The organism is Pantoea sp. PNA 14-12 (assembly GCF_004364735.1).
Classification (GTDB): domain Bacteria; phylum Pseudomonadota; class Gammaproteobacteria; order Enterobacterales; family Enterobacteriaceae; genus Pantoea; species Pantoea stewartii.
In genome coordinates, this window is the sequence record NZ_SOAJ01000001.1 from 1,371,473 (window position 1) to 1,393,819 (window position 22,347).

Here is a 22,347-nt window from a genome sequence, read left to right on the forward strand (position 1 = left end):
CATGGAAACGCTACTGGAAGTGCGCAATCTCAGCAAAACGTTTCGTTATCGTACCGGTCTGTTTCGCCGTCAGCATGTCGAGGCGGTGAAGTCCGTAAGCTTCACGCTGCGGGAGAAGCAGACGCTGGCGATCATCGGCGAAAATGGCTCCGGCAAATCAACGCTGGCAAAAATGCTCAGCGGCACCGTTGCCCCAACGGAGGGGGAAATCATTATTGACGATCATGCGCTGAGCTTTGGGGATTATGGCTACCGTAGCCAGCGCATCCGTATGATTTTCCAGGATCCTTCTACGTCGCTTAATCCCCGGCAGCGCGTCAGTCAGATTCTGGAGCTGCCGCTGCGCCTGAATACCGATCTTGACGCCGAGGCGCGCGAGAAACGCATCATTGGCACGCTGCGTCAGGTGGGATTACTGCGCGACCATGCCGGTTATTATCCGCATATGCTGGCACCAGGCCAAAAACAGCGTCTGGGCCTGGCGCGGGCATTAATTCTGCAACCCAAAGTGATTATTGCTGATGAAGCGCTAGCCTCACTGGATATGACCATGCGCTCACAGTTGGTCAACCTGATGCTGGAGCTGCAGGAAAAACACGGCATCGCCTACATTTACGTGACGCAACATTTAGGGATGATGAAGCATATCAGCGACAAAGTGTTGGTCATGCATCAGGGCGAAGTCGTGGAACGCGGCGGGACGGCCGACGTGCTGGCTTCTCCGCTGCATGATCTGACCAAACGTCTGATCAACAGCCATTTCGGCGAAGCGTTAACGGCCGAAGCGTGGCGACGCGAGCGTTGATTTTTCGGGGTTTTGTGGAAAACTGTGCACAGTTTTCCTGATTTAAGGCAGACGTGCTAGAATCCGCACGTCGATTAACGTCGGTCGTCTATTATTTAAACAACGCGACCGCCAACTACCATGACCATAAGGATTACAGCTATGGGTTTTCTTTCCGGTAAGCGCATTCTGATTACTGGTGTTGCCAGTAAACTTTCCATCGCCTACGGTATTGCACAGGCGATGCACAAACAGGGCGCAGAACTGGCTTTCACCTACCAAAACGACAAACTGAAAGGTCGTGTGGAAGAGTTCGCCAAAGATTTGGGTTCTGACATCGTACTGCCATGTGATGTTGCAGAAGATGAAAGCATCCAGTCCCTGTTCGCTGAGCTGGCAAAAACCTGGCCGAAATTTGACGGTTTCGTTCACTCAATTGGTTTTGCCCCAGGCGACCAGCTGGATGGCGATTACGTGAATGCCGTAACCCGCGAAGGTTTCAAAATTGCGCACGACATCAGTGCCTACAGCTTTGTTGCCATGGCAAAAGAGTGCCGTGCGATGCTGAACCCCAACTCAGCGCTGCTGACGCTGTCCTACCTGGGTGCAGAGCGCGCTATCCCTAACTACAACGTAATGGGCCTGGCAAAAGCGTCTCTGGAAGCAAACGTACGTTACATGGCCAATGCCATGGGACCAGAAGGTGTGCGTGTGAACGCCGTTTCTGCCGGTCCAATCCGTACGCTGGCGGCTTCAGGCATCAAAGATTTCCGTAAGATGCTGGCTCACTGTGAAGCGGTAACCCCGATTCGCCGTACCGTGACCATCGAAGACGTGGGTAACTCTGCGGCCTTCCTGTGTTCCGATCTGGCGGGTGGTATCACCGGCGAGATCGTTCACGTCGACGGCGGTTTCAGCATCGCCGCGATGAACGAACTGGAACTGAAATAAGTTTCCTCATGGGCGAGCGCTGCTCGCCCTGTCCTTCCCCGCCCGCGCCCTCGTTATTCCTTATTGCTATTAATTATCACCGATCGGTCTTTTGCCGTGCCCTGCCCGTGGGCGAGGATAAGTCAGCCCTGCGGCCTGCGACCGGTTCACTGACTCTGTCCCGCATGTGCCGCATCAGATTTTGCAAAAGGACTGATGATGCAACAACGCCGCTATACTGGCCAGGATCACTGGTTTTACGAGAGCCAGACCTGTCCGCGTACCGTTCCGGCTGCCCCGCTTTTTCCTGAAGCAGCGCATATCGACGATCGGTTCTTGTTGGGGTTAGCGCAGGAAACCTCTTCTGTTCAGCCGTTATTGCAGGCCGGACAACCCGTCATTCAGATTGCTAATGAGATTGTTGACCTGCTGTTTCCCGACCAGGTTGACGTTACGCTGACCCATACGCTGACGCTTTACGATCGGTTAAGCAGCGCGCTGACCGTGGCGCAGGTTACGGGCATTCAGCGGCTCTGCAATCACTACTCTGCAAGACTCAATCCTCTGCCTGGCCCTGACTCGTCGCGCGAGAGCAATAACCGCCTGACACAAATTACCCAGTACGCCCGACTGCTGGCCATGCAACCCACTCTGATTACTGCCGACAGTGTGCGCGCCCTTCACGCCGCAGGTCTGAGCGAAGCCGATATTGTCACGCTTAATCAGTTGGTCGGCTTTGTCTGTTACCAGGCACGCGTGATCGCCGGTATTCATGCTCTGCTGAACATGCCGGTACGCTGGATACCCGGCATGTCACCTGCACCGGATGCGCCAGCCACCGATGCCCCCGGCGTCTGGCAGCCAGTCCTGAAACCGCTTGAGCCCCGCTATGCCAGCGAGGCGCAGCATAAGGCTGTGGCGCAATGCCAGACATCGTCTGCGCCAGAGGACGCCCTCTGGTTGCTGGCGCACGCACCGGCGTTATTAGAGCATTGGTACAGGTTGAATCATCAGGAGGAGACGGTCTTCACCGTCGGGGTTGAGGCTACAGCGGCCAGCCTGCTGGGAAATCGCTGGCGTCCACCGTCGTTAACGCCCTGTAGCGGCCAGGCTGGCGCCTTTGATAATGCGAACCTGACCGATGCTGACCGGGCGGTCAGCGCGTTAACCGCCCTGCTGACCCGCCAGCCAGAACGTTTTTGCGCCGCCGATCTCCAGCCATTGCAAGAATCCGGCTGGTCCGTTGCCGATCAGTTCGCGCTTATCCAGGCCATCGCGCGGGCAAACTGGAACAGCCGTTTATTTTATGCCTGTGGTGAGGCGCGCTAAAGATCCAGATGACTGCGCGCTTCGTCATAGAAGTGCTGTGCCAGCGGCGTTGCCCGACCCGGTTCAGCGACCACCAGGGCCGCCTGGCGCGCCATCTTTGGCATTATGACAGGTCGCTGTTCCAGTCCGTGTAAAGACGCGGGCAGCAGATGACCGCGTGGCGAAACCAGTACGCCCAGCCCGACCTGCGTACACTGCAGCAGTTGCATAATGGAGGCGCTTTCTACCACCACGCGCGGCATCAGCGACATCTCCCGCAGCGCCATATCCAGATAGCGACGAAAATAGCGCGTGGGTTCAGCCAGACACAGCGGCTGACGGGCCAGCGTTGGCAGATCCAGGCTTTCAACCTCGCCTAAGTGCTGAAAATGTCCGGGATGAAACACCGCTTCAACGCCACGGTCCGCCAGCAACGCGGCCTGAAAATGCAGTTCACGCAGCGTCGCCATTTCAAAAAAACCAATCCCGACATCGACCGTATGACTGTTCAGCGCCTCCAGCAGCTGGTCGGCGCTCAGGACGGCAATACGGTAATCGAGTTGTGGATAGCGCACCTGAACCGCTTTGAGCAGCTGGGCCAGCGACACGCTGCACTGCGGTACCACACCCAGCCGCAATGTGCCGTTAACGCCGTGTTTCAGTGACTCGACTTCCAGCTTCAGCCCCTGATAAACGGAGACGATTTCCCGCGCCCAGGCCAGCACCCGATCCCCTTCTGGCGTGAATCCGGCAAAGTTATTGCTGCGGTTGATCAGGGATAACCCCAGTTCGCGTTCCAGATTTTTTAACCGCATTGATAAGGTAGGCTGGCTGACAAAACTCGCCTCAGCGGCACGGCCAAAATGGCGTTCGCGTTCGAGGTTGCAGAGGTAGATGAGTTGCTTAATGTCGATTTTTTGTGCCCGCCATAACGTCGCTCAGTTGAACGTCTATTATGTGCCGAGGGTGCAACAGAATGCCAGTCAGTGTGCGTTCAGGACTCCGGTACAGGCAGAGTGCAGTAATGCAGCCCGAGTGTCCGGCTGACAGGAGATACTTTTGGGGGCGAGACGAAAGGCGTAATGGGCGCGCAACAGGCCGGACTCTTTCAGGTCAGGCTGGCAGAATTATTATTTTTTATGGTGTTTTCCCTGGTGTTGTCCGTTGTTACTTCGTTGGATAAGGCCAGGCGTGATCAATGCCCGTTGACGACAGTACGCCCGTCGCCAGTAAATAGATCACGACAAGTGTGAAAACAACAATTGCCGATATTTCAACGACTTTAACTAACCTGTTTTTCGCCATAAATAACCCCCTGTTAATTGCGTGTATTGCACTTTCCACCTCTTACCATAGAGTGTTACCGGTAAAATTCAAGCACAGATCACAAAATGAAACATAAAGCATTGCTTATATTTTTGTGTTAATCGTGAACGTGAGGGGAACGGATAAAAACGGAGCTTAGAACGGAACGGAATGCCGTAATATGTCAGACAGGGAGGGCGCACCTGCTGCGCCCAGTGAGGCCGCCGTCAGCCGACGCCAAGCGTCGACTTCACTTCCTGCGCAATCTTTTCGACCTGAGGACCGTAAATCACCTGAACATCCTGCTCACTGACGCGATTCACGCCATTCGCGCCCGTACTCATCAGGGTGTGATCCACGACCTCTTTCATATCTTTTACCCGCACCCGTAAGCGCGTAAAGCAGCAATCGATGTCCTCTATATTGGCAGCCCCACCCAATCCACTGATAATGACCTGAGTGCGTTCACTGCCATCAACGACCTGCGGTTTTTCCTCCTCGGTTTCCCGTCCCGGTGTTTCGACATTCATGCGGGTAATGACAAAACGGAACCCGTAGTAATAGATCGGTGCGTAGATCACGCCAAGCACCAGCGTCCACCACCAGTGGGTTTTACTGCCACCCAGCACACCGAAAACAACCAGGTCGATAATGCCGCCCTGCACGTTGCCAATCATCAGATGCAGCATTGACATCAACATAAATGAAAGGCCGGTCAAAAACGCATGCAACACATAGAGCACGGGCGACACAAAAATAAAGCAGAACTCCAGAGGTTCGGTGATGCCGGTGGTAAAGGAGGTCAGCGCGCCGGCCAGCACCAGCGCTTTCACGCGTTGTTTATGCTCCGGACGTGCGGTGTGATAGATCGCCAGTGCTGCAGCAGGCAGCCCGAACATCATCACCGGTATTTTTCCCTGCGCCAGGAACTGGGTAGCCGTTCGCAGCGTGGCATCCGGGATGAGGCCAGGATGTGTCAGCGAGGCATTGAAAATATTCAATGCGCCGACAAGGGTCTGTCCGTCCACAACCGCCATACCGCCAATCGGCGTAAAGCGGACCGTTTCATTGAGAATATGGTGCAGCCCGGTGGGAATCAGCAGGCGTTCAGCCGCCCCCAGCAGAAATGCACCGTACTGACCACTGTGGCCAATCATCTGTCCCACCCAGGCGATGCCCTCTCCGAGGGTTGGCCAGATCAGCGCCAGCAATACACCTACCAGCGGCAGAACCACAACGGTGACAATGGGCACAAAACGTCGGCCGCCAAAGAAGCTGATCGCTGTAGGAAGTTGCTGCGTATAAAAACGATTGTGCAACATTACGGTGAGCAGGCCGGCCACCACGCCGCCCAGCACGCTCATGTTGTAGGTAAAAATCCCCAGCATCTGGATATATTCCGCCGAGGTCATCATGGCGGTCGTTTGATCCAGTCCCGCCTGTTGCAGCGCCTGAGGCGTCGTGGTGGCCGCCGTTATGCCTTTTGCGGCCAGCGTCGCATTAATCCCCACGTTCATGGCGATATAGCCAATCACCGCCGCAAAGGCGGCGGTCGGTTTCTCGGCTTTTGCCAGACCAATCGCACTGGCGACGGCAAAGAACAGGGGCAGATTGGCAAACAGCGCCCCTGCGACTTTGCGAATAAAACCGATAATGAGCTGCGCCACCTGCATTTGCGCAAAGGCTTCCCCCGTCACTGCGGGGTTCTGCATGGCCGCGGCCAGCCCCAGAAAAATACCGGCTGCCGCGATCACCGAAATGGGCATCATCAACGCCTTGCCAAATGCATGAATCTGGCTGGTCAGGTGTTTCATGGTTTCGCGCCTTTTTGTGTCATAAACAGCAAGTATTAGCGCGATGTGCCGATAACACCTGATACGGAGAAGTTATGAAAGGGTAAAATATGAACAGCATCACAGTTGTTGTGCCGTCACGATAAACGCGACCTATCGCACCATTAAGTCAATCAATTAGACAAGCTATGTCGTCGAACGCACACTAATCTTCACTATCAGGATATATCCTTGCAACATTCGTCCAACAAAAAAATAAGCCTGCACCTATGATGAAATTTAAGCGCCAAATTAAACCATACCGCGCCGCCGCGGGTGGCTGGGGTTCACTGGAAGCCACGACACGTTTTGTTTTCGACAGTAAAGCTGCCCTGAAAAACCTGCGCAATCTCATGCGTATGAACAAGGCGCGTGGCTTTGACTGCCCGGGCTGCGCCTGGGGCGATGACAATAAAAGTACTTTCAGCTTTTGTGAAAACGGAGCGAAAGCGGTAACCTGGGAAGCGACACGCCGCGTTGTGGATGCCGACTTCTTTGCGAAACACAGCGTGACCACGCTCTATGCTCAAAGCGATTATTTTCTGGAGTATCAGGGCCGCCTGACGCATCCCCTGCGCTACAACCGTGAAACCGATCACTACGAGCCCATCAGTTGGGATGACGCCTATGCGCTTATCGCGCAGCACATCAAAGCGATGGACAATCCAGACCAGATGGAGCTTTACACCTCAGGTCGCGCCAGTAATGAAGCGTCATGGCTTTATCAGCTGTTTGGCCGCATGCTGGGCACCAATAACTTCCCTGACTGCTCGAACATGTGTCACGAAGCCAGCGGTGCGGGACTGAAGCGCAGCATTGGCGTGGGTAAAGGCACGATTCGTCTGGATGATTTTGACCACGCGGATGCGATTTTTGTTTTTGGACAGAATCCGGGCACTAACCATCCACGCATGTTGCACAGCCTGCGTCACGCTGCCGATCACGGTGCAAAAATTGTGACCTTTAATACGCTGCGCGAACGCGGTCTGGAACGGTTCGCCGATCCGCAGAAGCCGCTGGAAATTGTGACCTCGAAAGCCGGTACCATCAGCTCGGCCTATTATCAGCCGCACCTGGGTGGCGATATGGCCGCGGTGCGCGGCATGGTTAAAGCCCTGCTGGAAACGCATCGCGCGCGCATTGCGGCAGGCGAAAGCGGCCTGTTCGATCAGGCGTTCCTGAATGCCAAAACGCACGGCGTTGAAGCCTACTTTGACGCCGTGGATAACACCGACTGGATGCAGATTGTGGCGCAGTCCGGCCTGACTGAAGCGCAGATCCGTGAAGCGGCAGCGATTTACCAGGGCGCCGATCGGGTCATCTGTACCTGGGCGATGGGTATCACTCAGCACAAACATTCCGTCGATACCGTGCGCGAAATTACTAACCTGCAGCTGCTGTTTGGCCAGTTAGGTAAAAAAGGTGCGGGTCTGTGCCCTGTTCGTGGCCACAGTAATGTGCAGGGTAACCGCACCATGGGCATTGATGAGAAACCGGCAAAACCGTTCCTGGATGCGCTGGGTCAGCACTTCAATTTTGAACCACCGCGTGCGGCAGGTCATAACACCGTTGAAGCACTGAATGCCATGCTGCGTGACGAAATCAAAGTGCTTATCGCGCTGGGTGGCAACCTGGCGGCGGCGGCACCGGATTCACCGCGCACCGAAGAAGCGCTGTCACGTTGTGGCCTGACCGTGCATATCAGTACCAAACTGAACCGCAGCCATCTGGTTCCCGGTCATGAGGGCCTGATTCTGCCTACGCTGGGCCGCACCGAGCGCGATTTGCAGGCGACGGGCAATCAGTATATTACCGTGGAAGATTCCTTCAGCATGGTGCACGCGTCTGAAGGCGTGGGTATTCCGCTGGCGGATACACAACGTTCAGAAACGTCGATTGTCGCCAGCATTGCGCATGCGGTACTGGGCGATGAAAAGGTGAAGTGGCTGGATCTGGCGGCGGACTACAACCTGATTCGCGATCACATCGCAGCCACGATTCCTGGCTTTGCCGACTTTAACAGCAAATGCGATCAGCCTGGTGGGTTCTATCTGGGTAATGCCGCCGCCGAACTGCGCTTCAACACGCCGACCGGTAAGGCCGAGTTCAGCCCTGCCGCGCTGCCTGACTCGCTGTTTCCGCAGTTGGATCAGGAGGTGCCCTTCACGCTGCAAACCCTGCGTTCGCACGATCAGTACAACACGACGATTTACGGCCTTGATGACCGCTATCGCGGCGTTTACGGTCAGCGTGAAGTCGTCTTTATCAACCCGGACGATATGGCGGCATTAGGCTTCAGCGAAGGCCAGAATGTTGACATTGAAACCCTGTGGAATGACGGCGTAACACGTCGCGTGAGCGGCTTTAAGCTGGTGCCTTACAACATCCCGCGTGGCAACCTGGCGGCCTATTATCCAGAAACCAACCCGCTGGTTCCGCTGAACAGCTACGGTGATATTAGCGGTACGCCAACCTCGAAATCGGTGCCGGTTAAGCTGGAATTGTCGCAGGCGACGGTCACCCAACGCATTGCCTGATTCAGGCTTTGCTCCAGGCAAAAAGCCGGTTCGTCCGGCTTTTTGCCTTGCCGCGGGACCGCGATTCGCGTAAAACTGTCAGCCGCTATTAGGCCACGAAACGTAAAAATCATGTTCCAGGATAATCCGCTGCTTGCGCAGCTTAAAGAGAAGCTCCATTCACAAACGCCGCGTGCAGAAGGCGTTGTAAAAGGCACCGAAAAGGGATTCGGCTTTCTGGAAGTCGATGCACAAAAAAGTTATTTCATCCCGCCCCCGCAGATGAAGAAAGTGATGCACGGCGACCGTATTATTGCCGTCATCCACACCGATAAAGATCGTGAAAGCGCAGAACCAGAAACGCTGGTCGAGCCTTTCCTGAGCCGTTTTGTAGGCCGTGTGCAGAAAAAAGACGATCGTCTTTCTATCGTGCCCGATCATCCCCTGCTGAAAGAGGCCATTCAGTGCCGTCCGGTACGTGGGCTGACCCACGATTTCCAACAGGGCGACTGGGCCGTCGCGGAAATGCGACGTCATCCGTTAAAGGGTGACCGAGGCTTTTATGCTGAACTGACCGAATTTATTGTCAGCGCAGACGACCACCTTGCGCCGTGGTGGGTGACACTGTCACGTCACAATCTGGAGCGCCAGGCACCTGAAATGGGTTTTGGCGAGATGCTGGACGAAAACCTGCAGCGTGAAGACCTGACCGCGCTGGATTTCGTGACCATCGACAGCGCCAGCACAGAAGATATGGACGATGCGCTCTATGTTGAGGCGCTGGAAGACAATGCCCTGCGCCTGACGGTCGCCATTGCCGATCCGACCGCTTACGTGGCTGAAGGCAGCGAGCTGGATAAGCTGGCCGCGCAACGTGCGTTCACCAACTACCTGCCGGGCTTTAATATTCCGATGCTGCCGCGCGAGCTTTCCGATGATGTCTGCTCCCTGCGCCCTGATGTGCGTCGCCCGGTACTGGCCTGTCGCGTCACCGTGGCGCAGGATGGCAGCCTGTCTGATGTGCACTTCTTCGCGGCCTGGATCGAATCGAAAGCCAAACTGGTTTACGACGAGGTTTCTGACTGGCTGGAAAACAGCGGCGAGTGGCAGCCGCAGAATGACGCGATTGCGAATCAGATCCGCCTGCTGCATCAATTGTGCCTGTCTCGCGGCGAATGGCGCCAGGCCCATGCGCTGGTGTTTAAAGATCGCCCGGATTACCGCTTCCTGTTGGGCGAGAAAGGCGAAGTGCTGGATATCGTCGCTGAACCGCGTCGCATTGCCAACCGAATCGTTGAAGAAGCCATGATTCTGGCCAACATCTGTGCGGCCGAGGTGCTGCGCGATAAGCTGGGCTTTGGGATCTATAACGTCCATGCAGGCTTCGATACTGCCAACGCCGAGCAGGCCGCCGCCGTGCTGGCGACACATGGGATTACGGCAGATCCTTCAGCGATTACCACGCTGGACGGTTTCCGCGTGCTGCGCCGGGAGCTGGATGCCCAGCCGACCCAGTTCCTGGACAGCCGTATTCGTCGTTTCCAGACGTATGCGGAAATCACCACCGAACCTGGCCCGCACTTCGGTCTGGGCCTGGAAGCCTATGCGACCTGGACCTCACCGATTCGTAAATTTGGCGACATGATCAACCATCGCCTGCTGAAAGCCATCGTGCGTGGTGAGTCGATCGCCCGGCCCGATGACGCTGTCACGGTCACCATGAGCGAGCGCCGCCGTCTTAACCGCATGGCCGAGCGTGACGTGGGCGACTGGCTTTATGCCCGTTACCTGTCACCTTTTGCGGCGACAGATCGTAAATTCAGCGCGGAAATTATCGATATTTCCCGTGGTGGCATGCGCGTGCGTTTGCTGGAGAATGGCGCAGTGGCGTTTATCCCTGCTCCGTTCCTGCACTCCGTTCGTGACGAACTGGTATGCAGCCAGGAAAGCGGCACAGTGCAGATCAAAGGTGAAGTGGTTTACCGCGTGACCGATGTGATCGACGTGACCATCGCCGAAGTGCGTATGGAAACCCGCAGCGTCGTCGCTCGCCCCGCAGCCTGAGTATTATCCAGCGGGACAGGATAGCCTGTCCCGCTCATTCCTGACGTACCGCTTCCGCACACGCTAAATTTGCACTGCGCTTCACAGTTCTCTCCTTATTAACTTTCACTTACATTCCATTACATTAACGTTAGCTCGTTGTATTCGATCGCCTTCCATTCGGTCTCTACAAGGAGTGAGTTATGAAGAACGTCAAAACCGGCGTGATCTGGTTAGCGGTGGCGTTAACTGGCGCGGGCGCGTTCGCGATGCTGGCGCTTAATCGCGGCGAACACGTCAACGCAGTCTGGCTGGTGGTTGCCGCAGTCGCCTGTTACAGCATTGCCTATCGTTTTTACAGCCTCTTTATCGCCCGCAACATTTTCGAACTCGACGATCGTCGCCTGACGCCTGCTGAACGTCTCAGCGACGGTCTGGACTACGTCCCCACCAACAAATGGGTGCTGTTTGGTCACCATTTTGCCGCTATCGCCGGTGCGGGCCCGTTGGTCGGTCCGATTCTGGCCGCGCAGATGGGCTTTTTACCTGGCACGATCTGGATTCTGGTCGGCGTGATGCTGGCCGGTGCGGTTCAGGATTTCCTGGTGCTGTTTATCTCGACCCGACGCGATGGCCGTTCACTGGGCGAAATGGCCCGTCAGGAGCTGGGGGCCTTCGCTGGCGTCATCACTATGCTGGGTGCGCTGGGCGTGATGATTATTATCCTTTCCGCGCTGGCGCTGGTGGTGGTGAAGGCACTGGCGAACAGCCCCTGGGGCCTGTTTACCATTGCCGCAACGATCCCTATCGCGCTGTTTATGGGCATCTACATGCGCTTTCTGCGCCCCGGTAAAATTGCTGAAGTCTCACTGATTGGTTTTGTGCTGATGATGGCGGCCATTATTTACGGTGGCGATGTCGCACAGCATCCCTACTGGGGGCCGTTCTTTACCCTGAAAGGCACGTCACTGACCTGGGTGCTGGTCATTTATGGTTTTATCGCATCGGTATTACCGGTGTGGCTGCTGTTAGCACCGAGGGACTACCTCTCGACCTTTCTGAAAATTGGCGTCATCGTTGGTCTGGCTGTAGGTATCGTGTTCGCCATGCCAGAGATGAAGATGCCCGCCGTGACCCGCTTCATTGACGGCACCGGCCCGGTCTTCTCAGGGGCTCTGTTCCCGTTCCTGTTTATCACTATTGCCTGCGGGGCGATTTCCGGCTTTCATGCGCTGGTTTCCAGCGGAACCACGCCAAAACTCGTGGAGCGGGAAAGCCACATTCGCTTTATTGGCTACGGCGCGATGTTGATGGAGTCGTTTGTCGCCATAATGGCGCTGATTTGCGCCTCAGTGCTGGACCCCGGCGTATATTTTGCAATGAATGCCCCGGCGGCGCTGATTGGCACCACCGTTGAAAATGCCGCCCAGGTGATCAACGGCTGGGGCTTTGTCGTTACACCGGAGATGTTAAGTGGAATTGCACGGGATGTAGGTGAAGCCTCCATTCTGTCCCGTGCTGGCGGCGCCCCGACGTTCGCCGTCGGTATGGCCCATATCATTACCGAGGTGGTTAACAGTCGCGCCATGATGGCCTTCTGGTATCACTTTGCCATTCTGTTTGAAGCCCTGTTTATTCTGACTGCCGTCGATGCCGGTACGCGTGCCTGTCGGTTTATGGTGCAGGACCTGGTGGGCACCGTGGTGCCGTCGATGGCCAATAACCGCTCCTGGCTGGGTAACCTTGCGGGTACGACCGTTGCGGTGGCAGGCTGGGGATTCTTTGTGTATCAGGGCGTGATTGATCCGCTGGGCGGCATCAATACGCTATGGCCATTGTTTGGCATCGGTAACCAGATGCTGGCCTCCATGGCGCTGATTCTGGGCACCGTGGTGCTGTTTAAAATGAAGAAGCAGCGTTATGCATGGGTGACCATTCTGCCAACGATCTGGCTGTTTATTACCTCAATGACCGCGGGATGGCAGAAGATTTTCCACGAAAAACCGTCCATCGGCTTTCTGGCGCAGGCCAATAAATTCCGTAAAGGTCTGGATGAAGGCGTGATTATCGCACCGGCGAAAACCGTCGCCGATATGCACACCATCGTTTTCAGTAACCAGATTAACGCGGCCCTGTGCGGGTTCTTTATGCTGGTCGCCGTCACCATGCTCATTGCGGCTTTTTTTGTGATTCGTCGTGCCCTGCGCAGTGAGGTACCTACCACGCATGAGTCCGCGACCACGTTGCGGAAGGAGATTCGCCATGTCTGACAGCATTCATCGTGTAACACGGCCAACAGGGACGTGGCAAATTGTGCGCTGCGAATTACGCCATGCTCCCGTCCGCCCTGGCTTTCGCTGGCGGGCATTCTGGCAGGGGCTACAGCAAAGCTTTCGTCTGATGGTGGGCGTTCAGGACTACCAAAAATACCTGCAGCACATGCGGCAGCAGCATCCAGACCTGCCGCCGATGAGCGAGCGTGACTTTCATCGTTATTGTCTGGACGCCCGCTTTCCCAGTCAGGCTGGAAAACTGGGTAAATGTCCGTGCTGAACCGCCTGCCGGCCCCGCTTCGGCGGGGTTTTTTGTTCCTGTTTTTTCTGGAAAGTAAAATAAATACACTTTCATCTTGTGCTGACATCAGTAGATGAATACTGTTGCTAAAATAATGAGATAACGTCAGCTATGGACTTCCCGGAGGGAGTGATCATGACCGATGAACAAGGGCAATCATTGTTGTATACCTTGTTTGGTACAACCAGCCCTCATTGGCGGTTAAGCGCGGACAGCGATGCGCTGCTTTTTGCCTTAGATGAATCATCGAATACGAGTGTTGCTGTGCCGCTGACGCCTGGCCAGTGCAGTTTACTGCGAGCTATGCCAGTGATTACTTCCAGTATCAACCTGACGTTAACAATCCATGGTGAGCAGGTGGCCATGCATTTTGTCGGACGGCGCATCAATCAGTCTGTCTGGGCCGGTACCGCATCCGCCTGGGGCGATACATCGGCGGTCGCACGCGATCTGACGCTGGGGCTGTCCTTTGCGGAACAGGTAGTTTCAGAGGCCAATTCCGTTATCGTCATTCTTGACCAGCGGGGCAATATTCAGCGCTTTAACCGACTCAGCGAAGAGTACACCGGCCTGTATGAGCAGGATGTGATTGGCCGGAATGTTTTTCAGCTGTTTATGACCAAGCAGGAGGCGGCAGCGTCACGTCGCAACATTGCGGGCTTCTTCCGTGATGGTAACTCTTATGAAGTCGAACGCTGGATCAAAACGATGAAGGGACAGCGACTCTTTCTGTTTCGTAATAAGTTTGTTCACAGCGGCAGCGGAAAAAATGAAATTTTCCTCATCTGTTCCGGAACGGATATTACCGAAGAACGTCGCGCTCAGGAGCGACTGCGTGTCATGGCCAATACGGATGGTATTACCGGCCTGCCCAACCGTCACGCGATACATCAGCAAATCAGTCAGGCGCTGGAGCGGGCGGAAGGCAGTGAAACCGGTGTGGTCTATCTGGACCTGGATAATTTCAAAAAAGTGAATGACGCTTATGGCCATATGTTTGGCGATCAACTGCTGCAGGCGGTGTCGCTGGCTATTCTGAGTTGTCTGAGTAAGAACCAGACGCTGGGACGCCTTGGCGGTGATGAGTTTGTGGTGCTGGCCGAACAGACCAGCCAGGCGGCGCTGGAAGCGATGGCGACGCGCATTCTGGATCGGTTACGTCAGCCCTTCCGCATTGGCCTTATCGAAGTTTACAGCGGCTGCTCCATCGGCATTGCCATCGCGCCGCTGCACGGGGAAGATCGTGAATGCCTGATCCGCAATGCCGATACGGCGATGTATCACGCCAAAGAGAACAATCGCGGTAAATATTGCGTTTTTGCTGAAGAGATGAACCGGCGGGTATTTGAATATCTGTGGCTTGATACCAATCTTCGCAAAGCGCTGGAGCAGGACCATTTACTGGTGCACTACCAACCCAAAGTGGACACGGACGGAAAAGTACGCAGTGCCGAAGCGTTGGTGCGCTGGCATTCACCCGAGCGCGGACTGGTCTCGCCTGCTGACTTTATCCCCTATGCTGAAGATTCAGGACTGATTGTGCCGCTGGGGCGCTGGGTGATGCTCAATGTGTTGAAACAGATTATCGCATGGCGCCAGCAGGATATTCATCTGCGCGTGGCCGTCAATGTCTCCGCGCGCCAGTTGATGGATCAGTCGATCTACAGCGATCTGAAGCAGGCGCTGACTGACGCCGGTTTAACGGAAAGCCCGATCGATATCGAACTCACGGAGAGCTGTCTGATTGAGAACGAAGCGGAAGCGCTGAAGTTAATGCACAAGTTCCAGGAGCTGGGTGCCCAGGTCCATCTGGATGATTTTGGTACCGGTTATTCCTCGTTATCACAGCTGGCACGAGTGCCTATTAACGCCATTAAGCTGGATCAAAGTTTTATCCGCAATGTGAATAAACGCCCTGTCTCCCAGTCGCTGGTGCGCGCGATTGTTGCGGTTGCCAAGGCGCTGGATTTACAGGTTATTGCCGAAGGCATAGAAACCGCCGATGAAGAGGCCTTCGTGCTGAAGAATGGCGTCGATGGTCGACAAGGCTATTTCTACGCAAAACCAATGCCCGCCGAACAGTTTGGGCATTGGCTGGCTCAGCATCCTGCCCGCAAGTAAACGCTTAAGTCCCTAACCCGCTTTACGCAGTGATGCGGTGTGGCGGTTTTGTAACTGGACTAAACGCTCCATATAGGCGATATCTTTTGCTTCAAGCGAAAAGGCGTAATCGACCCAGTCTTCCGTGATGTCCATTAACTCGGCGCGGGAAAGCTGCAATACGCGCTGGCGCGCCTTCAGCATAGCGCGCACTCCATTGAGTTTGGGCCGCAAGGTATCAATGAACGTCCGGGTGGCACGGTAGCTGTCGCCTGGCTGAAACACTTTGTCAACCAGTCCCCGCGTTTCGTACCACTCTGCGCTGTGGGATTCGCCTTCGATGATCAGCTCCTCCGCCAGCTTCATGCCCGAACGCCGGGCGACTAATGAATAGCCGCCCATACCCGGAAACAGGTTAAACGCAATCTCCGGAAAACCCATACGGGCGTTGTTTTGCGCCAGGATAAAGTGATGCGCCAGCGCTGCCTCAAAACCGCCGCCCAGTGCACTGCCCTCAATCATTGCCAGCGTCACGGCTCCGGTGTCAAAGCCACGCGCGGCAGAATGAATGCAGTCAACACAGGCGCGTGCATAGGCACGCAACGCTTCCCGGCGATTATTACGGATACACTCCACAAAGAAGCGCAAATCACCACCGGCATTAAACATTTGTGGCACTAACGAGCCGGTGACCCAGAAGTCGATGGGTAAGCCAGAACGCTGGGCCGCGTAACTGAGATTCATGATCTCTTCAATCAGTTCATGATTAAAGCTGGGGCGCGGTTGGGCGCGTAACATCATCCACATGGTACGTCTCCCTTCTTCGTAATAAGCCACTAACTGCGTGGTTTGTCCGGCTTCGGAAAACAGTCTGCATGTGGGTTGGTTAATCACGGTCATTGTCTCATCCTCTGTTATTTTGATGCGCTAATTGCGCCACATCAGCCTAATCCAGAGTGAGGCCAGACCAAATGAGAGATTGATTTACAAGATAAATTCCAGAGTGATCCCTGATGCACGACATTTAATTGATTAGTATGATTTCTTGATAGCACGCGACTCGCTGGCAGAACAGCGCCAACCGATAACGGGTACTGAAGAGACTTTCACGCCACGTAAGCCGTGCGTAACGCGCAAATCAGGACGCAGACCAGGCTGCGCCCTCAACCTTATTTCTGGCCGTACCAGGCATTTTCACCATGCTTGCGCAAGTAATGCAGATCGAGCAGGGTTTGCTGGATGGGGGGAAGACCGGCCGTCAGCTGCTGACTGAACAATCCCATATACGCCACCTCTTCCAGCACCACCGCGCTGTGCACCGCCGCATGGGCATCTTTACCCCACGCGAAGGGGCCATGTGAATTCACCAGCACGGCGGGAATCGCAGTGGGAGAAAGCCCACGCTGTGCAAAGGTTTCAATAATCACTTCACCCGTATTCCACTCGTATTGCTGTTGAATCTCCTCGTCACGCATGGCGCGGGTACAGGGAATTTCACCGTAGAAGTCGTCCGCGTGTGTGGTTCCCCAGGCCGGAATGGCACGACCGGCCTGCGCCCAGATGGTGGCGTGGCGTGAGTGCGTATGGACAATTCCACCTACTTCGGGCCAGGCCAGATAAAGCGCCCGGTGCGTAGCCGTGTCAGAGGAAGGACGTTTTGTGCCTTCGACAATCTCTCCGCTCGCCAGATCCACCACTACCATGTCATCCACTTTCATTACATCGTAACTGACGCCGGAAGGCTTAATCACCAGCAAACCCTGCTCACGATCGAGGGCGCTGACATTGCCCCAGGTGAAGGTAACAAGGTTATGTTTAGGAAGATCGAGATTGGCTTCCAGAACCTGTTGTTTCAGATGTTCCAGCATTTTTTTCTCCTGCTGAATAAGGTCTTAACATTTTGCGGAGCAGGCAGAAAAAACGTTATGGAGCAAATGGCTAAAAAGCAGCGGAAAATAGCTGTGAATGGAAAATTGTGCTGAGAATTAAGAATTATCCCTCTTCGGAAAACCTTCAAAATGAATAGAATTCTGTCAGGCGTCGGGCAGGTCCACCTGCTACTGGTGCTTTTCAGCCGCTACAAACAGATCGTCCATGGTGTCCGCGTTTTTATACTAAAAGGATGCGGTAATAATGCGGCACAGGCGGCCTGAAAAAATTTCAAAGCTATACTTAGTGTGTTGCCTCTGCAAACACAATAAAGGAGAAGTTTATGACAATTACAATGAAAAAATTGACCGTTGCGGTATTAGCGACCACCCTGGTTGTGGCGTTAAGCGGCTGTTCTAACTGGTCTAAGCGTGACCGCAATACTGCGATTGGTGCAGGTGCGGGTGCCATTGGTGGTTCAGTACTGACCAACGGAAGCGCGCTGGGTACAGTCGGCGGCGCCGCAGTAGGTGGCATTATCGGTCATCAGATTCACTAAGAACCGCAATTAAAATAATTAACGGCTACGCAGCGCATCTACACCATAAGCCGGGCTACACAAGTCGCCCGGTTTTTTATTTAACCGCCCGCCAGTTTTACTTTCATACCTTTGGCTTCCAGCAGGCTTTTAAGTAAATCACGTTTGTCGCCCTGAATTTCAATCACACCGTCTTTCACCGATCCGCCGCAACCGCATTTCTTTTTTAGCTCGGCAGCCAGCAGATTCAGTGCACCGTCATCCATGTCCACACCAGTTATCAGGCAAACGCCCTTGCCTTTCCGGCCGCTGGTCTGGCGCTGGATACGGACAATGCCGTCCCCTTTAGGACGTTCCACTTTCTGTTCGGGTTGCACAATGCGGCCTGAGTCTGTGGAATATACAAGTGGGTTGTCACGACTCATTTTACCGCCTCCAGATCATTGATTATGGCTTTCAGCGTCGCCGCCGGGTTAGCAGACTGTGTAACCGGGCGGCCAATGACCATATAATCCACCCCGGCGAGCTTCGCTTGCTGCGGCGTCATTACGCGACGCTGATCGCCGGCGTCGCTGCCTGCTGGCCGGATGCCTGGCGTGACCAGCGTGAAGTCCCTGCCAATGACCTGTTTAAATCGGGCGGCTTCGTGGGCGGAACAAACCACACCATCCAGGCCACATTCGTGGGTCAGCTTCGCCAGGCGCTCGGCTTGCTCTGCCGGCGAAAGCGTGATACCCAGACCCAGCAAGTCATCTGCATTCATACTGGTCAGGACGGTGACCGCAATCAGCAACGGCGCTTGCTGACCAAAAGGCACTAACGCTTCCCGGGCGGCGTTCATCATACGCGCACCGCCGCTGGCGTGCACATTCACCATCCAGACACCAAGATCGGCGGCGGCGGCGACAGCATGGGCCGTTGTATTGGGAATATCATGGAATTTCAGGTCGAGGAAGATTTCAAAGCCGCGTTGTTGCAGCGTTTTGACCAACTGAGGGCCAAATAAGGTGAACATTTCTTTGCCCACTTTCAGGCGACAGCTACCTGGCTCTATCTGATCAACAAAATGCAGCGCGCTGTTTAAATCGTGGTAATCAAGCGCCACTAACACGGGTGAAGTCGGGGATAAGGCCATGCTATTTCCTCTGCGGTAGGCACCTGCTGGCGCGTTAGACAAACGGCACGCATTCTACCTGCCCGCATTTCCCATCACAATCCCTGTTATCCTGCGAGGCGATATTCGCACGGTGCTGATGCAGGCTGGTGAAGAGGCACTTTATAGTATGTTGTAACTAAATTAGGCACCAGAAAGACAGGCAACAGTGCGCATCGCGTGCGCAGTCATTGCCCGTCGAGTCCCCGAATCGGTTTGACCGATGACCAGGTGCGGCAGGAAGGACAATGCCAGTAGAGCGCATGGGCAGTAAACCCGCATTTCTGGCAACGGTAGCGCGGCTTGGTCCGGATTTGTTCGCCGACCAGGTCGCGCAGGACCATCAGACTCTCTTTGGCGCGACCGTCTTCCGCCTCACGCAGGTGAAACTCCATCAGGCGATGAAACACGCGCATATTGGGATGACGCTGTAGCTGATGATTAATGTAATTTTGTGCGGCTTCCGCGCCCTGCTCTTGCTCCAGAATCGCGGAAAGATAAAGTTCTGCGGCGGCGCCGGTATTTTCTTCCACGCAGCGTTTGAGAAAGGCGGCCCAGGCGTCGGGCTGATTAAGTCGCTGAAAACAGGTCTCCAGCATCGGCAGCGTTTCACTGACCAGTTCTTTGTCCTGATCCAATACACGTTGCAGATGCTCAACCGCTTTGCCGTACTCCCCTTTCTCCATCAGAATGCGTCCCATCATAATGGAGACTCGCGCGCTCTGGCGATCTGCCGCCTCGCCCTTTTTCAACAGCGTCATTGCGCGGTCAAGATCGTCGCTGCTCATCGCCTGCAAAGCCAGTTCACAGTAGAAATGCGCGATCTCGCCCTTCTGCTTGTCTTTGCCTAATTTCACCAGGCGCTCAGCGACCTCAATCGCCTGAAGCCAGTCGCTGGTCGCCTGATGAATAAGCAATAACTGCTGCAGAGCACCAATGCGGAAATCCGTTTCATCGGTGAGCTGTTTAAACATGTCTTCTGCGCGGTCATAAAGCCCCGCGGCCATGTAATCGCGCCCCAGTTGCTGGATAGCCAATAAACGCTGCTCATAGCTCAGGGAAGCACTTTCCATTAACGACTGATGGATTCGAATCGCACGGTCAACTTCACCGCGGGAGCGGAACAGGTTTCCCAGCGTGAGATGCGCCTCAACGGTGCCGCTGTCTTCCTTCAGCATATCAAGGAACAGATCGACCGCTTTATCCTGTTGGTTGGACAGCAGAAAGTTAACGCCGGCCACGTATTCGCGTGACAAGCGGTTGGATTCCTGTTGCTTGTCCTGCTGCGCACTACGGCGTCCCATGTACCAGCCATAGGCCGCCGCAACAGGCAGTAACAGAAACAGCAGTTCTAACATGGAATCTTATTCCTGCACGGTTGGCGGCAACGGTTTACCACCTGTGCCAGGCGCATTCTGATCAACCTGAGCCTGCAGACGTTTAATTTTACGTTGGGCGTTCGCCAGCGAGACGCGAACACGCAGCCAGAACAGCCCACAAATGACCCAGCCCAGCAGGAAGCCCACGCCGAACAACGTTGCCAGTAAAGTGGAGATACGGAAATCGCCCTGCGCCAGCAGATAGTTAAAGGTGATAACCTGGTCGTTGTGTGCGCCAAGGGTCACAGAAATGATAAAAATGACCAAAACCACTAAAAAAATCAGCAAATATTTCACAGTGCATCCTGTTGTGAGGTTGTCGAATCAAAGTATGCCAAAATTACGGCAGAAATACTGCTCCTTGCAGCATCAGGCGAAGCACTTTTGCGCGGTTCAGTCGCAAGATATGAGGCTGAACGGCGCAATTACAATCCCTGGTCGCGTTCTGCCACTTCCTTTTGCTCGTCGGGGGGCAACGTCAGCGGTCCACAAAAGCGCTGGGCAAGCCAGGTGGCGATGACCACCAAAAACCAGGACAGCACGGTGGCAACGGCAAGATCGCGCGGCCAGTGCATACCCAGTAACAAGCGGCTTCCCATAACGCCCACCGCCCAAACGCCGACCAGCACTATCGTTTTATAATGCCGGCGCGGCCATAGCAGGCCAATGACCAGTAATGCCCAGCTCGCCGCGAACAAGGTATGACCTGACGGGAAGGCGAACCCTGTTTCAAACGCCCAGTGCTTTTTCAGCCACACCGGAATATGCGATTCATCCGCAATCAGTGCGGTAACGCGTTCACCACGCTGGGTGCGGTTTAACTGATAGAAGGTTTTGTCATCCAGACCGTGCGTTTTCTCCAGCCATACCACATAAGGTCGGGGTTCCTGCACCCGCTCTTTAATGAATGATTTGGTATACTGGCCCGCCAGAATCGTGACATTCATGATCAGCAACAGCAGCAATGCCGGTTTAAGCCGAAAGCGAAGACACCATAATACCCAGGCACTTAACACCAGGCTGGTCAGTATGCCCCATGGCCGGGTCACCGTTTCTGTCATCCAGAACAGGACTCTCAGAAACGTGTTACTTTCCTCGGGTTGCCATTGCCAGCCGGACAGCCACACGGCTAATGGCATCATCAGCAGTAACACCATCCCTGCTGTGGTACGTTGCAAAATTTTAACCATCCCTTTTCCCTTTTTGCTGATGAAAAGCCGTCATACCGGTAAAACTTTAGCTTAAAAAAGAATAACATAACCTTTACGGATTAGATAATCGTGCTTTATCACAACAATCGTTTACACAGATTAACAGCCAACCTCGCGGTTGTGGCACAATATTGCATGTTTGTCGGGCCACATCGGCCTGTGCACTATCATGATGATAGTGCATCCTCTGATGGTTCTGGAGAGTCACATGCAGCTTAAACGGGTGGCAGAAGCCAAACTGCCAACGCCATGGGGAGATTTCCTGATGGTAGGTTTTGAAGAACTGGCAACCGGTCACGACCACGTTGCTCTGGTCTTTGGCGATATCAATGATAACGAACCGGTCCTGGCGCGCGTTCATTCGGAATGCCTTACCGGTGATGCGCTGTTCAGCCTGCGTTGCGATTGCGGCTTTCAACTTGAAGCTGCGCTGAATGCCATTGCCGAAGAAGGACGTGGTGTATTGCTTTATCACCGCCAGGAAGGCCGCAATATCGGCCTGCTGAATAAGATTCGCGCTTACGCTTTGCAGGACAAAGGGTATGACACGGTTGAAGCTAACCATCAGCTCGGTTTTGCCGCTGATGAACGTGACTTCACGCTCTGCGCAGATATGTTTAAGCTCCTTGGGGTGAACGAGGTTCGCCTGCTTACAAATAATCCGCGCAAGGTTGAAATCCTGAGCGAAGCCGGTATTAACATCGTTGAACGTGTGCCGTTGGTGGTGGGACGGAATCCCAAAAATGCGCACTATCTCGATACCAAAGCCGAAAAAATGGGCCATCTGTTGCCGAAGCAGTGAATA

At 54.7% G+C, this 22,347-nt stretch carries 20 protein-coding genes; 10 read left to right on the forward strand and 10 right to left on the reverse strand.

From position 1 onward, the window contains the following. Window position 1 precedes the first annotated feature (1 nt). The 3 genes from sapF (at window position 2) to C7434_RS06510 (ending at window position 3,043) form a co-directional block, all read left to right on the forward strand. Complete coding sequence (gene sapF / locus C7434_RS06500; protein WP_039340210.1) at window positions 2-805, forward strand: putrescine export ABC transporter ATP-binding protein SapF; 804 nt, start codon at window positions 2-4, stop codon at window positions 803-805. Between the two features lie 141 nt (window positions 806-946). Then, window positions 947-1,735, forward strand: coding sequence for an enoyl-ACP reductase FabI (gene fabI, locus C7434_RS06505; RefSeq protein ID WP_006119311.1), 789 nt, complete (start codon window positions 947-949; stop codon window positions 1,733-1,735). A gap of 198 nt (window positions 1,736-1,933) precedes the next feature. Continuing rightward, on the forward strand, window positions 1,934-3,043 hold the full coding sequence (locus tag C7434_RS06510; RefSeq protein WP_133745316.1) for an oxidoreductase: 1,110 nt from the start codon (window positions 1,934-1,936) through the stop codon (window positions 3,041-3,043). Here the strand turns inward: C7434_RS06510 and C7434_RS06515 are convergent. The 3 genes from C7434_RS06515 to C7434_RS06520 form a co-directional block, all read right to left on the reverse strand. After that, on the reverse strand, window positions 3,040-3,936 hold the full coding sequence (locus tag C7434_RS06515; RefSeq protein WP_033741802.1) for a LysR family transcriptional regulator: 897 nt from the start codon (window positions 3,934-3,936) through the stop codon (window positions 3,040-3,042). The two genes, C7434_RS06510 and C7434_RS06515, sit on opposite strands and share 4 nt — an antisense overlap. A 253-nt stretch (window positions 3,937-4,189) precedes the next feature. After that, window positions 4,190-4,327: a hypothetical protein gene (locus C7434_RS21925; protein ID WP_162835482.1), complete on the reverse strand. Its 138-nt coding sequence runs from the start codon at window positions 4,325-4,327 to the stop codon at window positions 4,190-4,192. Between the two features lie 227 nt (window positions 4,328-4,554). Beyond that, a complete protein-coding gene (locus tag C7434_RS06520; RefSeq protein ID WP_133745254.1) occupies window positions 4,555-6,141 on the reverse strand; it encodes a PTS transporter subunit EIIC in 1,587 nt (528 codons plus the stop codon). Between the two features lie 251 nt (window positions 6,142-6,392). Here C7434_RS06520 and C7434_RS06525 point away from each other — a divergent pair, with 251 nt between their 5' ends. From C7434_RS06525 to pdeR, 5 genes are all read left to right on the forward strand, one after another. Beyond that, the gene (locus C7434_RS06525) at window positions 6,393-8,696 is read left to right on the forward strand and encodes an FdhF/YdeP family oxidoreductase (protein WP_133745317.1); all 2,304 of its coding nucleotides are present in this window, start codon (window positions 6,393-6,395) and stop codon (window positions 8,694-8,696) included. 111 nt (window positions 8,697-8,807) lie between these two features. After that, a complete protein-coding gene (locus C7434_RS06530) occupies window positions 8,808-10,739 on the forward strand; it encodes an exoribonuclease II (RefSeq protein ID WP_033741804.1) in 1,932 nt (643 codons plus the stop codon). Between the two features lie 182 nt (window positions 10,740-10,921). Continuing rightward, window positions 10,922-12,988 (forward strand): carbon starvation CstA family protein, encoded by a 2,067-nt coding sequence (locus C7434_RS06535; RefSeq protein ID WP_033741806.1) that lies wholly within the window; start codon window positions 10,922-10,924, stop codon window positions 12,986-12,988. Beyond that, on the forward strand, window positions 12,981-13,271 hold the full coding sequence (locus tag C7434_RS06540; RefSeq protein WP_033741809.1) for a CstA-like transporter-associated (seleno)protein: 291 nt from the start codon (window positions 12,981-12,983) through the stop codon (window positions 13,269-13,271). The genes C7434_RS06535 and C7434_RS06540 overlap by 8 nt, the downstream gene beginning before the upstream one ends. Before the next feature lie 156 nt (window positions 13,272-13,427). Continuing rightward, entirely contained in the window at window positions 13,428-15,413 is a 1,986-nt protein-coding gene (pdeR, locus tag C7434_RS06545) for a cyclic di-GMP phosphodiesterase (protein ID WP_039340199.1), read from the forward strand. 12 nt (window positions 15,414-15,425) lie between these two features. Here the strand turns inward: pdeR and C7434_RS06550 are convergent, their stop codons facing one another. Next, complete coding sequence (locus C7434_RS06550; RefSeq protein WP_033741810.1) at window positions 15,426-16,292, reverse strand: crotonase/enoyl-CoA hydratase family protein; 867 nt, start codon at window positions 16,290-16,292, stop codon at window positions 15,426-15,428. Window positions 16,293-16,561: 269 nt separating this feature from the next. After that, on the reverse strand, window positions 16,562-17,260 hold the full coding sequence (araD, locus tag C7434_RS06555) for an L-ribulose-5-phosphate 4-epimerase (RefSeq protein ID WP_033741813.1): 699 nt from the start codon (window positions 17,258-17,260) through the stop codon (window positions 16,562-16,564). 344 nt (window positions 17,261-17,604) lie between these two features. Between araD and osmB the strand changes: the two genes are divergently transcribed. Next, window positions 17,605-17,820 carry an osmotically-inducible lipoprotein OsmB gene (gene osmB, locus C7434_RS06565; RefSeq protein ID WP_006119323.1) on the forward strand — a complete coding sequence of 72 codons (216 nt, stop codon included), beginning with the start codon at window positions 17,605-17,607 and terminating at the stop codon, window positions 17,818-17,820. 80 nt (window positions 17,821-17,900) lie between these two features. Here osmB and yciH read toward each other — a convergent pair whose 3' ends face one another. From yciH to pgpB, 5 genes are all read right to left on the reverse strand, one after another. Next, a complete protein-coding gene (yciH, locus tag C7434_RS06570) occupies window positions 17,901-18,224 on the reverse strand; it encodes a stress response translation initiation inhibitor YciH (RefSeq protein WP_006119324.1) in 324 nt (107 codons plus the stop codon). Further along, window positions 18,221-18,934: an orotidine-5'-phosphate decarboxylase gene (pyrF, locus tag C7434_RS06575; protein WP_006119325.1), complete on the reverse strand. Its 714-nt coding sequence runs from the start codon at window positions 18,932-18,934 to the stop codon at window positions 18,221-18,223. Before pyrF ends, yciH begins: the two co-directional genes overlap by 4 nt. A gap of 206 nt (window positions 18,935-19,140) precedes the next feature. Further along, window positions 19,141-20,310 carry a lipopolysaccharide assembly protein LapB gene (lapB, locus tag C7434_RS06580; RefSeq protein ID WP_033741814.1) on the reverse strand — a complete coding sequence of 390 codons (1,170 nt, stop codon included), beginning with the start codon at window positions 20,308-20,310 and terminating at the stop codon, window positions 19,141-19,143. A gap of 6 nt (window positions 20,311-20,316) precedes the next feature. Further along, window positions 20,317-20,628 carry a LapA family protein gene (locus C7434_RS06585; RefSeq protein ID WP_033741817.1) on the reverse strand — a complete coding sequence of 104 codons (312 nt, stop codon included), beginning with the start codon at window positions 20,626-20,628 and terminating at the stop codon, window positions 20,317-20,319. 128 nt (window positions 20,629-20,756) lie between these two features. Then, window positions 20,757-21,521, reverse strand: a complete 765-nt coding sequence (gene pgpB, locus C7434_RS06590) for a phosphatidylglycerophosphatase B (RefSeq protein WP_033741819.1) — start codon at window positions 21,519-21,521, stop codon at window positions 20,757-20,759. Window positions 21,522-21,750: 229 nt separating this feature from the next. On the opposite strand from pgpB, the gene ribA reads away from it, so the two are divergent. Next, window positions 21,751-22,344, forward strand: a complete 594-nt coding sequence (gene ribA, locus C7434_RS06595) for a GTP cyclohydrolase II (RefSeq protein WP_006119329.1) — start codon at window positions 21,751-21,753, stop codon at window positions 22,342-22,344. Window positions 22,345-22,347 lie beyond the last annotated feature (3 nt).

Bases quoted from the DNA above. Each gene is read 5' to 3' on its own strand.
- sapF (WP_039340210.1), top strand. From the start codon at position 2: ATGGAAACGCTACTGGAAGTGCGCAATCTCAGCAAAACGTTTCGTTAT.
- fabI (WP_006119311.1), top strand. From the start codon at position 947: ATGGGTTTTCTTTCCGGTAAGCGCATTCTGATTACTGGTGTTGCCAGT.
- C7434_RS06510 (WP_133745316.1), top strand. From the start codon at position 1,934: ATGCAACAACGCCGCTATACTGGCCAGGATCACTGGTTTTACGAGAGC.
- C7434_RS21925 (WP_162835482.1), bottom strand. From the start codon at position 4,327: ATGGCGAAAAACAGGTTAGTTAAAGTCGTTGAAATATCGGCAATTGTT.
- C7434_RS06520 (WP_133745254.1), bottom strand. From the start codon at position 6,141: ATGAAACACCTGACCAGCCAGATTCATGCATTTGGCAAGGCGTTGATG.
- C7434_RS06525 (WP_133745317.1), top strand. From the start codon at position 6,393: ATGAAATTTAAGCGCCAAATTAAACCATACCGCGCCGCCGCGGGTGGC.
- C7434_RS06530 (WP_033741804.1), top strand. From the start codon at position 8,808: ATGTTCCAGGATAATCCGCTGCTTGCGCAGCTTAAAGAGAAGCTCCAT.
- C7434_RS06535 (WP_033741806.1), top strand. From the start codon at position 10,922: ATGAAGAACGTCAAAACCGGCGTGATCTGGTTAGCGGTGGCGTTAACT.
- C7434_RS06540 (WP_033741809.1), top strand. From the start codon at position 12,981: ATGTCTGACAGCATTCATCGTGTAACACGGCCAACAGGGACGTGGCAA.
- pdeR (WP_039340199.1), top strand. From the start codon at position 13,428: ATGACCGATGAACAAGGGCAATCATTGTTGTATACCTTGTTTGGTACA.
- C7434_RS06550 (WP_033741810.1), bottom strand. From the start codon at position 16,292: ATGACCGTGATTAACCAACCCACATGCAGACTGTTTTCCGAAGCCGGA.
- araD (WP_033741813.1), bottom strand. From the start codon at position 17,260: ATGCTGGAACATCTGAAACAACAGGTTCTGGAAGCCAATCTCGATCTT.
- osmB (WP_006119323.1), top strand. From the start codon at position 17,605: ATGACAATTACAATGAAAAAATTGACCGTTGCGGTATTAGCGACCACC.
- yciH (WP_006119324.1), bottom strand. From the start codon at position 18,224: ATGAGTCGTGACAACCCACTTGTATATTCCACAGACTCAGGCCGCATT.
- pyrF (WP_006119325.1), bottom strand. From the start codon at position 18,934: ATGGCCTTATCCCCGACTTCACCCGTGTTAGTGGCGCTTGATTACCAC.
- lapB (WP_033741814.1), bottom strand. From the start codon at position 20,310: ATGTTAGAACTGCTGTTTCTGTTACTGCCTGTTGCGGCGGCCTATGGC.
- pgpB (WP_033741819.1), bottom strand. From the start codon at position 21,521: ATGGTTAAAATTTTGCAACGTACCACAGCAGGGATGGTGTTACTGCTG.
- ribA (WP_006119329.1), top strand. From the start codon at position 21,751: ATGCAGCTTAAACGGGTGGCAGAAGCCAAACTGCCAACGCCATGGGGA.